The sequence below is a fragment of the Shewanella phaeophyticola genome (assembly GCF_025398315.1).
In the GTDB taxonomy this organism is placed as follows: Bacteria; Pseudomonadota; Gammaproteobacteria; order Enterobacterales; family Shewanellaceae; genus Shewanella; species Shewanella phaeophyticola.
On sequence record NZ_JAODOQ010000001.1, the window covers coordinates 1427176 to 1442649 of the forward strand.

Annotated in this window: 8 protein-coding genes and 4 pseudogenes; 3 read left to right on the top strand and 9 right to left on the bottom strand. The window is 42.7% G+C overall.

Translation table 11 applies throughout. The features are described 5' to 3' along the window. Positions 1-32 precede the first annotated feature (32 nt). The 4 genes from crr to N4T56_RS06775 form a co-directional block, all read right to left on the bottom strand. A complete protein-coding gene (crr, locus tag N4T56_RS06760; protein WP_188921628.1) occupies positions 33-542 on the bottom strand; it encodes a PTS glucose transporter subunit IIA in 510 nt (169 codons plus the stop codon). A 69-nt stretch (positions 543-611) separates the two neighbouring features. Next, positions 612-2327, bottom strand: a complete 1716-nt coding sequence (gene ptsP, locus N4T56_RS06765; RefSeq protein ID WP_261732678.1) for a phosphoenolpyruvate--protein phosphotransferase — start codon at positions 2325-2327, stop codon at positions 612-614. Between the two features lie 11 nt (positions 2328-2338). Beyond that, entirely contained in the window at positions 2339-2596 is a 258-nt protein-coding gene (locus tag N4T56_RS06770) for an HPr family phosphocarrier protein (protein WP_188921632.1), read from the bottom strand. 267 nt (positions 2597-2863) lie between these two features. After that, positions 2864-4468 (bottom strand): methyl-accepting chemotaxis protein, encoded by a 1605-nt coding sequence (locus N4T56_RS06775; protein ID WP_261732679.1) that lies wholly within the window; start codon positions 4466-4468, stop codon positions 2864-2866. A 274-nt stretch (positions 4469-4742) separates the two neighbouring features. Here N4T56_RS06775 and N4T56_RS06780 point away from each other — a divergent pair, with 274 nt between their 5' ends. The 3 genes and pseudogenes from N4T56_RS06780 (at position 4743) to N4T56_RS06790 (ending at position 7680) form a co-directional block, all read left to right on the top strand. Beyond that, a complete protein-coding gene (locus tag N4T56_RS06780) occupies positions 4743-5450 on the top strand; it encodes a DUF3334 family protein (RefSeq protein WP_261732680.1) in 708 nt (235 codons plus the stop codon). Between the two features lie 101 nt (positions 5451-5551). After that, positions 5552-6583 carry a LacI family DNA-binding transcriptional regulator gene (locus N4T56_RS06785; protein WP_261732681.1) on the top strand — a complete coding sequence of 344 codons (1032 nt, stop codon included), beginning with the start codon at positions 5552-5554 and terminating at the stop codon, positions 6581-6583. A 163-nt stretch (positions 6584-6746) separates the two neighbouring features. Beyond that, positions 6747-7680, top strand: a pseudogene (locus N4T56_RS06790) (DUF808 domain-containing protein). A gap of 113 nt (positions 7681-7793) precedes the next feature. On the opposite strand, the gene N4T56_RS06795 reads toward N4T56_RS06790, so the two are convergent. The 5 genes and pseudogenes from N4T56_RS06795 to N4T56_RS06815 form a co-directional block, all read right to left on the bottom strand. After that, positions 7794-8189 (bottom strand): DUF805 domain-containing protein, encoded by a 396-nt coding sequence (locus N4T56_RS06795; RefSeq protein WP_261732682.1) that lies wholly within the window; start codon positions 8187-8189, stop codon positions 7794-7796. A 184-nt stretch (positions 8190-8373) separates the two neighbouring features. Continuing rightward, positions 8374-10850: pseudogene (locus N4T56_RS06800) on the bottom strand (glycoside hydrolase family 15 protein). Between the two features lie 65 nt (positions 10851-10915). Beyond that, a pseudogene (locus tag N4T56_RS06805) lies at positions 10916-12457 on the bottom strand (MFS transporter). Between the two features lie 398 nt (positions 12458-12855). Continuing rightward, positions 12856-14840: pseudogene (locus N4T56_RS06810) on the bottom strand (glycoside hydrolase family 97 protein). Positions 14841-15125: 285 nt separating this feature from the next. Next, positions 15126-15443, bottom strand: coding sequence for a hypothetical protein (locus tag N4T56_RS06815; RefSeq protein WP_261732683.1), 318 nt, complete (start codon positions 15441-15443; stop codon positions 15126-15128). Positions 15444-15474 lie beyond the last annotated feature (31 nt).

Consider the following 15474-nt stretch of genomic DNA (forward strand, 5'->3'; position numbering starts at 1 on the left):
TGTTAGGAAGAGTATGAGGTTAGGCGTTAACGCTACATTTGCACAGTAAAAATCACGTCTTTGCCTGCAACCACACTGCCTTGGGCTTTGTCGAGTTGTTTAACATCTTCCATATTGGCAAGTACTACAGGGGTTAATAAGCTCTCAACATTGTCTCGTAAGAAAGCCAAATCAAATGACAGGATAGGTTGCCCCGCTTTAACTTGTTGGCCTTCTTCTGCTAACCGTTTAAAGCCATTACCTCTTAGCTCAACAGTGCCAACGCCAAAGTGCACAAATAGCTCAAGCCCTTGTGGAGACTCAATACTAAAGGCGTGATTGGTTTCAAATATTTTACCAATGGTGCCATCGATAGGGGCAAGGATAAACTCGCCTTTAGGGTCGATTGCTATCCCATCACCGACTATTTTTTCGGCAAAAACAACATCGGGTACTTTTTCGATGGCAACAATGTCACCAGATACCGGTGCTAAAATAGCAATACCGCCAGTTAATTGCGGTTGGCCTGAAATGAGTCGTCTAATGCGGCTTAAAAATCCCATAAGGAAAGGCACCTTTTATTAATATTTTTATGTGTTTAATTGTAAACAGCTCTGATAACTTTACCAGTTTTAATTACAATTAACAGTGTTTATAGCTGTGCGTATTTCGTCAATGCGTGTTAGGCGCTTGACGTTTTGCGCATGTGTTACAAAATCTTGATATCGGCCGTTGATGAGTGCGGCTTTGACTTCGAGCAGACTCGTTGGATTAATACTGATTTCATCTAAACCCAGGCCGACTAATAAGGGTAAAACTTGCGGGTCGCTACCCAGTTCTCCACACAAAGAGACCTTAACCTTAGCTTGTTTACAGTGGGCTATGGTCATTGAGATTAACTCAATCACTGCCGGTGATAATGCGGGATACTGTTTGGCTAAATGTGGATTTGTACGATCTGCGGCCAAGGTATATTGGGTTAAATCATTGGTGCCGATACTGACAAAGTCCAGTAATGGCAACATGCTGGGTAAGTTAAACACTGCTGCAGGTGTTTCAACTACAATACCGTAACTGAGCTCACCAAAACTTTTTTCTTGCTCAATCAATTGTGCCTTGGCGTGGTCAATTAATGCCATTGCACTTTCAAGTTCTTCTATTTGGCTCACCATTGGGAACATTAACCTCACCTGACCGTGAATGGCGGCGCGAAGCACTGCTTTCACCTGGTTAATAAAAGTGTCTGGATGAGCCAAACTATAACGGATCCCACGAATGCCCAGTGCGGGATTATCTTCTGCCGATTGCTGTAAGTAAGGGATTTCTTTGTCGGCACCAATATCAAAGGTGCGTACCGACAATACCTGCCCTTGGAGACTGTGTAATGCATCGGAGTATAATTTGTATTGTTGTTGCTCATTAGGCAACGCCTTGGCATTCATCAATAAAAATTCTGTTCTAAATAAACCTATGCCTTGCGCACCAACGTCGGTGACATGAGATACCTCACTTAAATTGCCTACGTTGGCCAATAAAGTGATGCTATGGCCATCTTGAGTGATGCTAGGTTTATCTTTATAAGCAGTGAGAGCTTGGCGCCGCTGGAGCTCTTGTTGCTGCTTTTGTTGCAATTGACTCAATAAGGCGGCAGTAGGAGCCGTGTGTAGCTCGCCAGAGATAGCATCTAAAATTAATGGTTCGCCGTCTTTTATGGCCTGATGGTGCTCTGAAAACTGATAATTTAACAGCGCAGGTATGCCCGCAGCGCGAGCTAAAATTGCGGTGTGACTGGTTAATCCACCAGACGCTAACACAATGCCTTTGATGTGTTTTAGAGGCAAAATGGCAAATTCTGCCGGGGTTAAATCATCGGCCAGTACTATGGTGTCTTCAATGAGTGTTGATAAATCCCATTGTAAATGACCATGCAAGGCACTGATGAGCCGCTTAGCTAAACAGAGAATATCATTACTGCGGTTAGCAAGGTATGGGTCGTCTAGCTCCGCTAATTGTGCCGCTTGTTGATTAAATATGCGATCAATCGCCACCGCTGCACATACTTTAAATTGTTTAATATGTTGTTGTAATTCTTGCTGTAACTCTTCATCTTCAAGCAGCATGATATCGGCATCGATAAGCTGAAAGTTTTCACATTCTTGACAAAGGTGACGCTGGCAATGTTGCAAATGGCTGATGAGCAGTTCAATGGCATGGGTTAATTGTTGTTGCTGAAGCTTAATTTGCTCTGCATTTAGGAGCTTAAAATCCAGCGGCGGCATTTGCGAGGTCATGGTTAATGCTTTACCAAACGCGATGCCCGTGGAAACAACAATTCCATTGAATGACATAAAGTGTCCTTTTAACTGAGAGTGATCAGCAATGAGGCAATTTTGTCGACTGCCGCTTGCGCTTGCTCCCCAGTGGCAAATACTGTTACAGAAACACCTTGGTATAAACCTAATGTTTGTAATTTAAATAAACTTTTGGCACTGGCTTGCTTGCCATTGCACTCTACCATAACGTCACAGCTAAATGCTTTAGCTTCTTTGACTAATAAAGCTGCTGGGCGAGTGTGGATACCATGCGGAGCAACAATCGTAACCGTTTTTTGATACATAGAGAAAATACTCATTAATGAATGACAACTAAATACTCATTTATCGCTATATTTCAGCTGTTTATAATGTGGCCAACTCATTGATACACAGTAATAAGCAAGGTTGAAATACTCAGGTATTCAATCTGAAGCGCCTAATATACCTTAAAGTATGCAGGGCTAAAAGTGATGCTAAGGGCAAACCCTAGAGCAAAAAGACATTAGGTAAGTAAAGTAAAGCCAGCAATAACAATTGCTGGCTTTAGCGGTGGGTCAATTCGCGTGGGCTTAAATCTTAAATTGTCCCAAGGTTTGGCTTATGTCTTGACTCACCGTTTGCAATGATTGCGCAGCATGAGAATGGGTTTCGTTGGCGCTTAAAGATAATTCCGTTAATTCTGAAATGGTAGTGACATTGCGATTAATGTCTTCAGTGACCAAGGCTTGTTCTTCTGTGGCGCTGGCAAGTTGTGCAGTCATGTTACTGATGTTTTCAATTAGCGCTAAAATCTCAATAATGGCTTCGCTAGATTGAACGGCTTTTGACTGTAATTGAGATGATTGCTGCTGAGTATGAGTATTGCTGTCGATTACCGATTGAATACCTTTCTGAATTTGCCCTACAATTTTATTGATTTCGTTGGTTGAAGATTGGGTTCTTGTTGCTAAAGCACGTACTTCATCTGCCACTACCGCAAACCCACGACCGTGCTCGCCCGCTCTTGCCGCTTCAATGGCCGCATTTAATGCTAACAAGTTAGTTTGGTCTGCAATACTGCCTATGACATCTAGAATGCTGCCAATTTCAGCAGAGGACTGACTCAAACTCACAGAGACTTGCTCAGACTGTTTTAACTCACTGACTAAGTTTTCAGTATGCTCAACGGTTTGTTGCATTAATTGCTGATTTTGTTCAGCCTGATGTTTAACGTTATTAGCGCCTTGTGCTGCATCTTGAGTATTACGAGCCATTTCTTGGCTGGTTGATAGCATTTGATTAATCGCGGTGGCCACGCTTTGGGTTTCATTGTTGACCTGATTGGCACTCTCATTTGATTGCTTAACGGTTTCAAATAAGTGATGAGCTTCATCGTTTAAGCTGTGTCCTAACGGTTGTAAATGCGCCACCATGTCGGCTATTTTTATTACAAATTGATTGAAGCCATCGGCAAGTTTGGTGACTTCATCATCACCGATAGTCGATAAGCGTTGGGTGAGGTCGCCTTCACCTTTGGCAATTTGCTCCATTGCATTAGTCGCATCTTTTAACGGCTGAGTAATAGAGTGATTGAGCAATAAAAAGAACGCAAAAATGGGCACAGAAATAAACAGCATAATGATTAAGTAATCAATAATAATACCGGTCATGCTTTGGTTGATTTGATCTAAATTAGCTTGGGTAATGAAGGTCAATTGATTTGCTGGTAAATAAGCTGCTGCGGCTAATACGGTTTGTGCTTCATTGCCACTCACCTTGAGTGATAATTGTGCTTGTGTTGTTGCTTGTTTCACACCACTGATTAATTGGCTGTAAGTTGTGTCACTATTAGCGGTTAGTGCACTAATGGTTTGGCCTGTTGTACCTTTAATCGTGCTAAAAAGCACTTTGCTTTGATTATCAACCACCAGTAAATCCATATACTGACTTAATTGAATGTCTGCGACAAAGGTGAGTAAGTCGTCTTGAGATAATTGCTGCTGTTGTTGCAGTACCTTCAGCATGTTGACCATTAAGCTTGCTTGCTCACTGACTTGTTTTTGCTGCTCATCGACTAAATGAGAGTATTGTTCTTTTACTGAAAAAGATCCAAACACAACCGTGCCGATCGCTGCCAAGATAAGCATGATAAACAAACGCTTTAAAATAGTTAAACGTCTCAATAATTCAATCATTTACAGTCCCAAAAAAAATGTCCATATTAAGGTGATGTGATTATAGTCGATTAAGTATAAATGATAACCGCGAGACTGCATTTATGTGAACAAAGCATAAGATTTAACATTTTTATTGTGTGGTAGCTAAAGTAATAAAACTACCAATATATCATACGGTTAAACACATTTTGAGCTCGTTTGGTTATTTTACATGCTAATCAATTGTTTTAATTTTGATTTTTTTGCGTTTTACCCGCAAGATTAGCTTAAATAATGAAAAGGTACCTAAGCCATGACCCCGAATACAGTTAACAACGACGACATTCTTTTAAAACTGTGCCATTCCGTTTCTCATGTACTATCAAGCACCAGTGCCAGTCAAATTAGTCACGCAGGTATGGTGCAAAGCATTTCCCGTACCCGTTTAAAACCAGATTTGGGTTGTTTTTCAATTTTCGATGGCGGCTTTTCTGGTTTAGTCGTGATTAACTTTTCGGCCGATGCGGCAATCGAAATTTATCGCCGTTACATGATAAATATGGGCATGCCGGAGTCTGAATTGGCGTTTTCACACACATCTGATGATGTGGGTAATGTGATGGGCGAGTTAATGAATCAAATTTTGGGCGACTTTATTGGCAAGATTTCAACAGAATTACAAACCTCTATCAGTCAAAGTCAGCCGAAAATGTTAACTATTAATAAAGAGTTAACGATATCGGTAGATACTAACCTTGATGATGCCGTGGCAAGACGGGTGTCATTTAAAACCGAAAATAACCACATCTTCTATCTTGAATTTGCCATGGACAAAACGGAGTTTATTCGTTCAGCTGACTTTGAAGTAGATGAAGAGTTTGACCTAGATTCATTGATAGAAACTCATGGTAAACAAACATCCAAAAAATCAGAAACTAAACCAGATATGTTAGGTGATCCTAACGTAAAAGGGTTAGTCGCTGATGATGCCGATGATTTATTGAGTGAGCTTGGGTTATAATTTTTCGTCGTAAATGATATAAAAAACAGCCAAATAAAGTAATTTATCTTGGTTGTTTTTGTATGTGGCAACGACGATAACGATTAAGGGTAAAAATAATAATGACCTCAAAAGCGACCTCTATTGATATCGCGTACCGTGCCGGTGTGTCGCAGTCGACAGTCTCGCGTGCGTTACGAAACAGTCCGTTGGTGAACTTAGAAACGCGTCAGCGCATCCAGGCTATTGCCAAAGAGATGAATTACAAAGTTGATAAGAATGCCAGTAATTTACGAACTCAAAATAGCCTGACATTGGCCTTGTTAATTTGTGAAGATCCCACAAATGACGACTCCATGATCAATCCATTTTTCTTATCTATGTTGGGATCGATAACCCGTGCAACAGCACGTCAAGGCTATGACTTATTGGTGTCGTTTCAACAATTATCGTCAGATTGGCACGCGGATTATGAAGACAGCAACAAAGCCGATGGCATTATTTTACTAGGCTATGGCGATTACGTGGACTACGCCCATAAGCTAGAAACCTTAATTGAAAAAAACACCCACTTTGTCATTTGGGGAGCAGAGCACAACAATAAAGCTGTATTATCAATTGGTTGTGACAACCACCAAGGTGGTTATATTGCCACCGAACACTTATTAAGTTTAGGCCATAAAAAAATTGCCTTTTTAGGTGACTCATCTAGCCATAGCCCTGAATTTCGCGACCGCTATCTTGGCCACGTTGAAGCCTTAAACAAAGCGGATATTCAAGCAGATGAGCAGTTACAGCATGATGCATTTAATACCGAAGCATCAGGTTATGAAGCCGCTAACGCACTGCTTGACAGTAGCGTGCCATTTGAAGCCATTTTTACCGCCAGTGATTTGATTGCTATTGGGGCAATAAGGGCATTAAAAAAGCGTGGTGTGTTAGTTCCAGAACACATTGCAGTGGTGGGGTATGATGATATTCCAGTCGCCAGCTTTGCCAACCCAGCGCTCACCACGGTAAAGCAAGATACCCAATTTGCAGGAGAGATTTTAGTCGAAAGTGTGCTTAAGCAAATACGCGGCGAAGAAGTGAGTCAACAATTACTTAAAACCAGTTTGGTTGTTCGTAATTCATGCGGTGCTAATATTGACTAGCGATTGATAGTCGAATTGTTGGCCATAGTGCATTTACTCAAAGAATGTATTTATACCCAAGAATGCATTTACACCGAATATAGGTGACATGCTAGCCAGCTTAAAGGCCAGCAAACATCAACATATTCACTCAATTTTTGATTGATAAAGGATACAAGCAATTATGGCAGGCGCCAGTTTATTAACCTTGTTAGATGACATTGCGACGATTTTGGATGACGTAGCAGCAATGAGTAAAGTGGCGGCGCGTAAAACAGCAGGAGTGCTGGGCGATGATTTAGCCTTAAATGCCCAACAAGTGTCTGGCGTCGCCTCTGAACGTGAATTACCTGTGGTATACGCGGTTGCCAAAGGCTCATTTCGTAATAAATTGATTCTGGTGCCGTTGGCGTTATTAATCAGTGCTTTTATTCCCTGGGCAATTACGCCGCTGTTGATGTTTGGTGGCTTGTTTTTATGTTATGAAGGCTTTGAGAAAGTCTATCACTCGATGACGCATAAAAAGGCCGCGCTAACTGACGATGAAACCATTGTTGCTAAAGGCAAAGCTGACATTGATGATTTGGCTGCATTTGAAAAAGACAAAATCAAAGGCGCTATTCGTACCGATTTTGTGTTGTCAGCTGAAATTATTGCCATTAGCTTAGGTGTTGCCGCACACATGGATTTAATGAGCACAATTTTTAACCTTGTCGGTTATTGCTATTATCATGACGGTTGGCGTATATGGCCTAGTGGCTGGCATTGTTAAAATTGACGATTTAGGTTTATACCTTGCCAAACGTAAAGCCGAAGGCTTAGGCCACAATATTGGTTTAATGCTGGTCTCTGCTGCGCCTTATTTAATGAAAATACTCACCGTTGTGGGCACCATTGCCATGTTTATGGTGGGCGGTGGCATTTTAACTCACGGCATCCATGTGGTGTTTGAATGGATAGAACATGCGGCCGTGGTGGTTGAGCAAATTAATGTTGTAGGTGGCGTTTTAGGGCTGTTAACGCCCAGTGTGCTTAATGCCGTATTTGGTGTGGTTGCCGGTGGCTTAGCAGTGCTATTAATGAATGGCGTGATGAAATTAATACCATCAAAAAGCTAACGTAGCAGTATTAAAGCGCTCTTTATAGCATGATACAAATTATCGCCGTAAACGAATTATATAAAAAAGAGCAAGGTCATCGACCTTGCTCTTTTTTTGTTTTAACCCATTAATTAAAGCGCTAAATTGTCGTTATCGGTAAAGCTTGGCTGGGCTTTTGGGTTTGGGCCGTATTCGTTGTCATCTTTACTGTTAAAACACAGCACAACCAAAATAATCAGCGCGCCAATCAACGGGATAAGCAATAAAAATAACCACCAGCCCGAATGATCTGTATCGTGTAAGCGACGCACACTGACCGCAATACTTGGAATCAATACTGCTAACGAATAAAGCGAGCTCAACAAACCTGTGCCGTAGATGTCACTGTACAGGCCAGTACCCATGTCAACTAACGTCAGTATCACACTGAAAATGGTGTTAATTAATACAAACATCCAATATTCTTTACGACGAGCGCGTCCTTTAAAATCAAAATATTGTTTTAAAACCTTTAAATACCAATCCATTCGTTAGTCCTTAACGTTAATTTTTATTAATCTTAATCATTTTTACAAAATAGTGTTTAATTATCAATATTATATTTTGATTTGGTCAAAAAAAGCCATTGCATTTAGCAACAGCTTTTTAGTAGGGAGGTACATACTCATCATTTAAAATAAGCGTTTAGCTATTATTCGTTGTCTCAAAACATTATTGAGCTAGTTGTTTCACCACAGGATAAAAGTCCCATACTTGCTCATCGGTCATTGAGCGGACTAATTTAACGTATTCAGCATGAGTCCACGCTAACGGTGTTGCTGAGTTGGTACCATCACCCATTTTGTAATTATAGCGCGTTGGGTTACCAACACCGTCCCAGGCTTGCTCTGGTAACATTAACCCTTGGTTGGCAAAGGTTTCCATGCCCTGAACATAGGTATTTATTAACCCTTGCTTAGTGTCTGGGGTTAAGCTGCCATTGGCTTTAGCAAGCGCTAATTCGTAATGGCCACGCTCGCCAGTAAAGAAGAGCCATACTCGGCCGCGTTGATCTTCGGTATTGCCATTTTCAGCATAGCTAAAACCTGTAACCGTATCTTCACCGTAGCCGTCGTTACCATAGCGGCGATACCCCGGTACTTTACTGCCATCTTTAGCGGTAAACTCGTACTTAACCCGTAAGTTATCTTCAAGTTGCTGATTATCGATCAGCATTACGCTGTTTTTAATAACAGGGTCTTGCGCATCCACTACGCCATAACGCACTAGCTCTAAAAAGCCGCCGTCTAAAATCAGTCGTTGATCTAAGCCTGGCTTACCATTGTTATCGAGTAGTTTGTCTGCGGTGTTGGGGTTGCCATTAGGACTAATGCGAACGTAATAAGGCGCCGCGTTACCCTCTGTTTGTGCCGCCTCAGTTGCACTGAGTAAGCCGCTAGTGGTGACTATGCTTGTTTCAAGCTGGCTTTGCAGTGTTTGAGCTAGCGCAAGGTATGTGCTGGCATCAGCATCTTTTGCCAGTGTCGCGATGTCACTGGCTGCGACTAAACCGGCAATAATTGCTGCTGTAGTCGACGGAGAAAATCCTGCTTGTTCTTCCCAGCGCTCTTGCTGTGTATTGGGTGGGGTAATGTTTGTCTCATTCCAGTCAAGCTTCACTTTGCCACCAGTGACTAGAAAGTCGGCGGCAGGTTTTAACATGTCCTGATACCAGTTGGTGATCTCTGCATCGGTTAACACGCCCGCCTGCCACATTTTCCAGCCGAGCATAATGGGCATGGCAGTTTGGTCTAGCTGTACGCCAACCCATTCAATTTCACCGTCAACATGGGTTTTTTGTAAAAACCAACCGGGTGTGCCAGCAAAACCTGGGGTTTGTTGATTAACCTGAACTTTCTTTAAATACTCAAACGCCACTTTAGGTGTTTGCGTATCGCCCATGGCTAAAAATGCCATCGCACATTGGTAAAAATCCCGCGGCCAAACTGCTTTATAGCCTGTACTGCCGACTTTGGCTGACACGGTATCGCCCCATGGGTTTGATAAGGATGCGATTAACGCACCCGCATGGGTTTTATCTTCTTGTGCTTTTAACACTAATGCACTGGTATAAAGCAGTTTGCCGTTATCTGTAGTGTTAGCACTCATGCTGGGCAATGGTGTGAGTGAGGCGAGGTAGTCTTTCCAACCAATATGTTGTTCATCGCCTAAATAAGCCTGCTTTACCACATCGTAACCGGCATCTAATGTGGCCTGTGCTGTTGCTAAACTGCTGGCTTTGTCTTGAGCGAATCCGATGGCTAAGTTAAAGCTTAGGCTGTCATTGGCTTTGGCTAACGTTGGGTATTGCACCGTTAAGGCAGCATTGCCACCTTGATTGTTATCACTGGTGGTTTGATAGTGTGAGTCTAGCTTACCATTATCTTGTAAGTCGATAATGCCGTCTGATGTACCCACAAAACCTGCACTTGCGTGGACAAAATCAACATCGGTTTTAATGGTCATAACGGTTGAGTTTGTATCACTGGTGTGCGCCACAAGTGCTTGGCCGTCAACAAAAGCAATATCATTTGCCCCGCTGTTATCAATATGCGGGTTAACGTATAGGTGAGGAGTAATGCCGGCTTCAAAAGCAGTAAAGGTCACGTTCATCATTAAGCTATTTCTATCAGGATCGGTAAAAATATGCTTTTCGATTTGGTATTTACCTTCAATATCTTTGTTGATGATTTTATAAGCCAATGATTGTGGACGGCCTTGGTCGTCCGTATCGAGATATTCTATAGTGCTAATGGTGTTGTCTTTTTCTGTATCAACAAAGCCATTACCGCTAATAATAAATTGCAGCTCTTTTAATTGCGCATTATGAATAAGACCAAACATGGTTTCGGTGAGTATGCCCTGGGCAACAGAAAACCATACTTTACTGACAGGATTTGTGGCCTGGTCTTGATATTGACCATTGAGATACGGCTCGTAAGATGTGCCAATGCCTGTTTTGCCCGAAAAGGCCATGTAGGTTCAACACCTGGTGCACCGGGGGCGACAACACTCAACGGTGCAGTTGTTGGTAATACTTCAATCTTTGATGACGTGTCAGTAGGTGAACAGCCAGTGAATAACAGGCCTAGTAAGCTTGCCGTTACGGCACTCGAAATTGCACTACGATGTGAGTGTGGCTTAAACATAAACTTCCCCAAAATATTGTCTGTGACGATGACAGAACACTGTTATTGTTTTGTATTTAATTGATTTAGTTATCTTGGTTTACAAACAGTACGGCAATGCCCGACACCATCATAAAAACACCGCCCAATACCAAGGCATAAATTGGCTGACTGTCAAAAAAGACTTTTAACAGCAAGCCTAAAATGCTGGCGGCAAGTAGCTGAGGGATAACAATGAAAAAGTTGAAAATACCTAAATACACGCCCATTTTCTTTGCCGGTAATGCAGACGACAACATGGCGTAAGGCACAGATAAAATAGAGGCTCAGGCAAAACCAACTCCAATCATTGGGATCCATAACTGATTAGGATCTTCAATAAACATAAAGCTGATTAACCCCATGCCACCTAAAAACATATTGATGGTGTGAGTGAATTTAATGCCGACCGCTTTGGCTAAAAACGGAATGATGATAGCGGCGATGGCGGCAAAACCGTTGTATGAGGCAAATAACATTCCGACCCAATCGGCGCCGTCGTTATACGCTTGGCTAAGTACATCGCTGGTGGCGTAATGGTGTGAGGTCACGGCCGCGGTGGTGTAAATCCACATGGCAAAGAGGGCAAACCAGGCAAAAAACTGCACAACGGCTAATTGCTGCATGGCTTTTGGCATATGAAATAAATCGTCAACCACATTAAACAACATGCCATTGTTGTCACGCTGTTTGTTCGCTGCTTGGGTTGTTAGAGTCAGTTTTCGGGCGCAAAACAATTGCAGTGGCTCAAAAGCAAAAATGCCAATACTAAGGATATAAAGCTGTTTATCAAGCTCTTGCGTTAAAATTGTCGCAGTAAATATGGCGCCAACTAGCATCCAAATGATGCCACCGGTTTGGTACTGTTTACTGGTACGGCTGTTGGTATTTTCTGAGGTGTTAACATGATTAACGTGTTGCTCAAATGAGGCTAACTCTTGTGGCGAATACTCTTTACTTGAAACAATCGTCCAGCCCACAGCGACAAATAACACCGCGCCACCAAAGTAGAATGAATATCGTACAGAGTCGGCAATCTCACCTGCTGCAGCGGTATTTGCCACATCAAATACATTGGTTAATATATAAGGCATGGCAGAGGCAATAACGGCGCCAACACCGATAAAGAAGCTTTGCATGGCGTACCCTTGGGTACGTTGGCTTTTAGGTAAATTATCGCCCACAAAAGCACGAAACGGTTCCATGGCAATGTTAATTGACGCATCCATGATCCATAACATACCTGCGGCAATCCACAGGGTAGGTGAGTGAGGCATAATAAATAATGACAATGTGGTTAGCACGGCACCAATTAAAAAGTAGGGGCGGCGGCGGCCAAGGGCGTTCCAGGTGTTGTCACTCATGTAACCAATAATGGGCTGTACGATTAGGCCTGTCAGTGGTGCGGCAATCCATAAAATAGGAATGTCGTCGATGGCAGCGCCTAGGGTTTGAAAAATACGACTGACGTTGGCATTTTGCAGAGCAAAACCAAATTGAATCCCCAAAAAACCAAAGCACATATTAAAGATTTGCCAAAAGCTCAGTTGTGGCTGTTGCGTAACATTATTATGATTATCCGCAGACATGTTTTATCCTTTTTTATCAGTCGCTATGCTGACTTTTTATTATGACTTTTAATGATGCTATGTGGCTCTTAAGTTTGTCAGATACAAACTTGAGACAAGGGTGTCGATAAAAAAATGGCGAATACGCATCTCCCTAAGACAAGTATTCGCCAAGACCTAAGCTTTATCTATGGTTTATTTATCCGAATAAACTATCGATAAAGTCAATGGAGGAACTTTAAAGCTGGTGGTCACAAAGGTTAACACACCAGAAACGACCTAGCCCTTCTCATCCTCTAGTCCAGAACGAAATAGCTGGTTTTATAGTAGCCTCGAGCCTGTTCTTGGTACAACTTACTACATACGTATTCATGCCATTCAAGCAACGTAATCAGTACATTTATGCAACATTAAGTCGGTTACAGTGCTTTAAAGCGGATCGCGGTACCGCCACTGGCTGCAAGTGACAAACTTAAGCTGTCATTCGCCGTGACAACCTGGGTTTCAATGGCATAATCATACGGGTTTGTTAGCCAATCTGCGTTTTTGCCATCACGGTATATTTGTGCTTCATAACGTTTTTCTGGCGTTAAAAAGTCAAGTTTAACGGTTAATTTACGTGGCTTTTCGTCTGTAAGTGCACCTAAATACCAATCTTCTGCGCCACGTTGTTTACGGGCAAACGCCACATAATCACCTACTTCACCAGCCACAGCGATACTGTCACTCCAATCGGTTGGGACATCTTGTATAAACTGAAACGCATCGAGCCTTTGCACATAATTACGCGGCAAGTCAGCCGCCATCTGGATTGGGCTGTATAACACAACATAAAGCGCCAATTGTTTTGTTAATGTGGTTTGTACACGGTTTTCGGCATCTAACCCTTGTGGGGCTAAGTTGAAAATGCCCGGGGTAAAGTCCATTAGCCCCGCTAGCATCCGGGTAAAGGGCAATATGGCGGTGTGCTCAGGATTATTTGGTGGGCTGCCCCAGGCATTAAACTCCTGGCCTCTGGCGCCTTCGCGGGCAATCCAGTTAGGGTAGGTGCGGCGTAAACCTGTGTCTTTAATCGGCTCATGTGTATTAATACTAATACCCCGTTTTGCCGCTTCGGTTACGCTGTGCAAATACTCATTGACCATAAACTGGCCGTCATGCCATTCGTGTCTTATTATGCCGTTTTCATCAACGCGTTTTATGTCGCCTCCATCGGCCACATAACCGGTTTTGACTTGAGTGACGCCATGCTTTTTATACAAGTCGTAAGCGTCGTTCATTTGTTTACGGTAGTTAGTGACAGATCCTGATGTTTCATGGTGACCAATTAAGCGAACGTTTTTACTCTTGCCGTATTGGCTAATCGCGTTTATATCAAAGTCAGGATAAGCTTGAGTAAAGCTAAATACATCGCCATTGTGAAACCAGCTGCCGTCCCAGCCTTCATTCCAACCTTCAACTAATACGCCATCAAAGCCATATTGTGCTGCAAAGTCCATGTAGCGTTTGGTTTCGCTGGTGGTTGCGCCGTGTTTGTACCGCTACCCCAGGTGTTTTCGTTGAGGTGCATACCCCACCAAATACCCACGTATTTACCCGGTTGTACCCAAGACACATCGCCAAGTTTGTTTGGTTCGTTTAGATTAAGGATTAAATCTGAATTTAATAATCCAGGAGCATCGTTAGCGATTTGAATGGTGCGCCAAGGTGTTGAAAATCCCGGTTGGGTTTTTACTCTAATACCATCTGACCACGGAGTTAAATCTGCGCGTAATGTGCCATCGCGGCCTTGATTTAATACCATGGCGGCATAATCGGTTAGCGCGGCTTCATGGATGCTCATGTGCACGCCATCAGCTGTTCTGAATGTCATAGGTGTATGGGCGCGATCAATTTTGTCTAGCGTCGTGGTGCGATATAAATACTCGTAGCGGTTCCAACCACGTCCGGGGATCCACCATGCAGTGGTCTGCTGTGGATTGGGGATAACAAACTCGGTGAGTTCGTCTGTAATATCCAGTTTGGGTGTGCTCGTCAAGCCGGCTTGTTTGGGTACCACGTAGCGAAAACCGATCCCGTCGTTAAAGGCTTTAAATTCAATGTCAAATTCAAGTTTTCCGTTAGATAACGTCGCGACAATGCTGTTGTAATGATCGCGTATGTTTTCTCGTTCGCCCCAGGGTAGCTGCCAGATTTGGTTAACACTGTTACGGGTGACATTCTTAATGGTAAATTCACTGCCAAACTCACCTAGTTGCTGAAATTCCAGTCCAAGTTTACTGGGGTTAATGACGGTGTTGCCATTAAATTGTACTTGGTATTCAGGGCGGCCATTGTCGTCCGTTAAACTGATGTAGATGTGGGAGTCTGGCGAGCTCACCTGCACGGTTTTCGCATTCACCATGCTCGACAATGTCAAGCCACAGAGTGCTAAAACGCAGGTTAAACCAATGATTGGTTTGTTAAATTGAGTTCGAGTATCAACACCAGCGCACAAAGCCGCTGGCTGTAAGTATGAGGGTGTCATACGGTATCCTTGTTGTTTATTATTATATCGTTATCAACAAGTAATATATGACGCTTTTAGATTTTACCGCAAAGATCTGCATACGTATTCAGAGCGAGAATGGCAAGATGGTATTGTCATGCTTGCAAGAAGTGACACGCTAACTCAGAAGGTGAAAGTAAGTTACTCACGTTTTACTAGCGCAAATTTCCCTGTTACTCGTTGGCCGCGTGAACGTTCGCACCAAAAACTATAGATAGGGTAAATGAGTGCAGCGCCAATGACCGAAAAAATAAAACCTAAAAAAGCATACATTAAGTTAGCGAACCAAAAGACTGTATCTTCTGAACCTTCAATATGGATTTGTGTTGATATGACCAAGTGAAATGCGATGGAAAAGGATAAGGCAGCGCCAAAACAAATCCAAAGTGCGATGGCCATAAATGAAAAGAAGCTGAGTTGGATGCGCGCCTCGTCACTGTAGTGTTCGTGAATTTCCATATCAAAGAACTTCCCTATATAAACTTGTTTT

Bases quoted from the DNA above. Each gene is read 5' to 3' on its own strand.
- N4T56_RS06770 (WP_188921632.1), bottom strand. From the start codon at position 2,596: ATGTATCAAAAAACGGTTACGATTGTTGCTCCGCATGGTATCCACACT.
- crr (WP_188921628.1), bottom strand. From the start codon at position 542: ATGGGATTTTTAAGCCGCATTAGACGACTCATTTCAGGCCAACCGCAA.
- N4T56_RS06780 (WP_261732680.1), top strand. From the start codon at position 4,743: ATGACCCCGAATACAGTTAACAACGACGACATTCTTTTAAAACTGTGC.
- N4T56_RS06795 (WP_261732682.1), bottom strand. From the start codon at position 8,189: ATGGATTGGTATTTAAAGGTTTTAAAACAATATTTTGATTTTAAAGGA.
- N4T56_RS06775 (WP_261732679.1), bottom strand. From the start codon at position 4,468: ATGATTGAATTATTGAGACGTTTAACTATTTTAAAGCGTTTGTTTATC.
- ptsP (WP_261732678.1), bottom strand. From the start codon at position 2,327: ATGTCATTCAATGGAATTGTTGTTTCCACGGGCATCGCGTTTGGTAAA.
- N4T56_RS06815 (WP_261732683.1), bottom strand. From the start codon at position 15,443: ATGGAAATTCACGAACACTACAGTGACGAGGCGCGCATCCAACTCAGC.
- N4T56_RS06785 (WP_261732681.1), top strand. From the start codon at position 5,552: ATGACCTCAAAAGCGACCTCTATTGATATCGCGTACCGTGCCGGTGTG.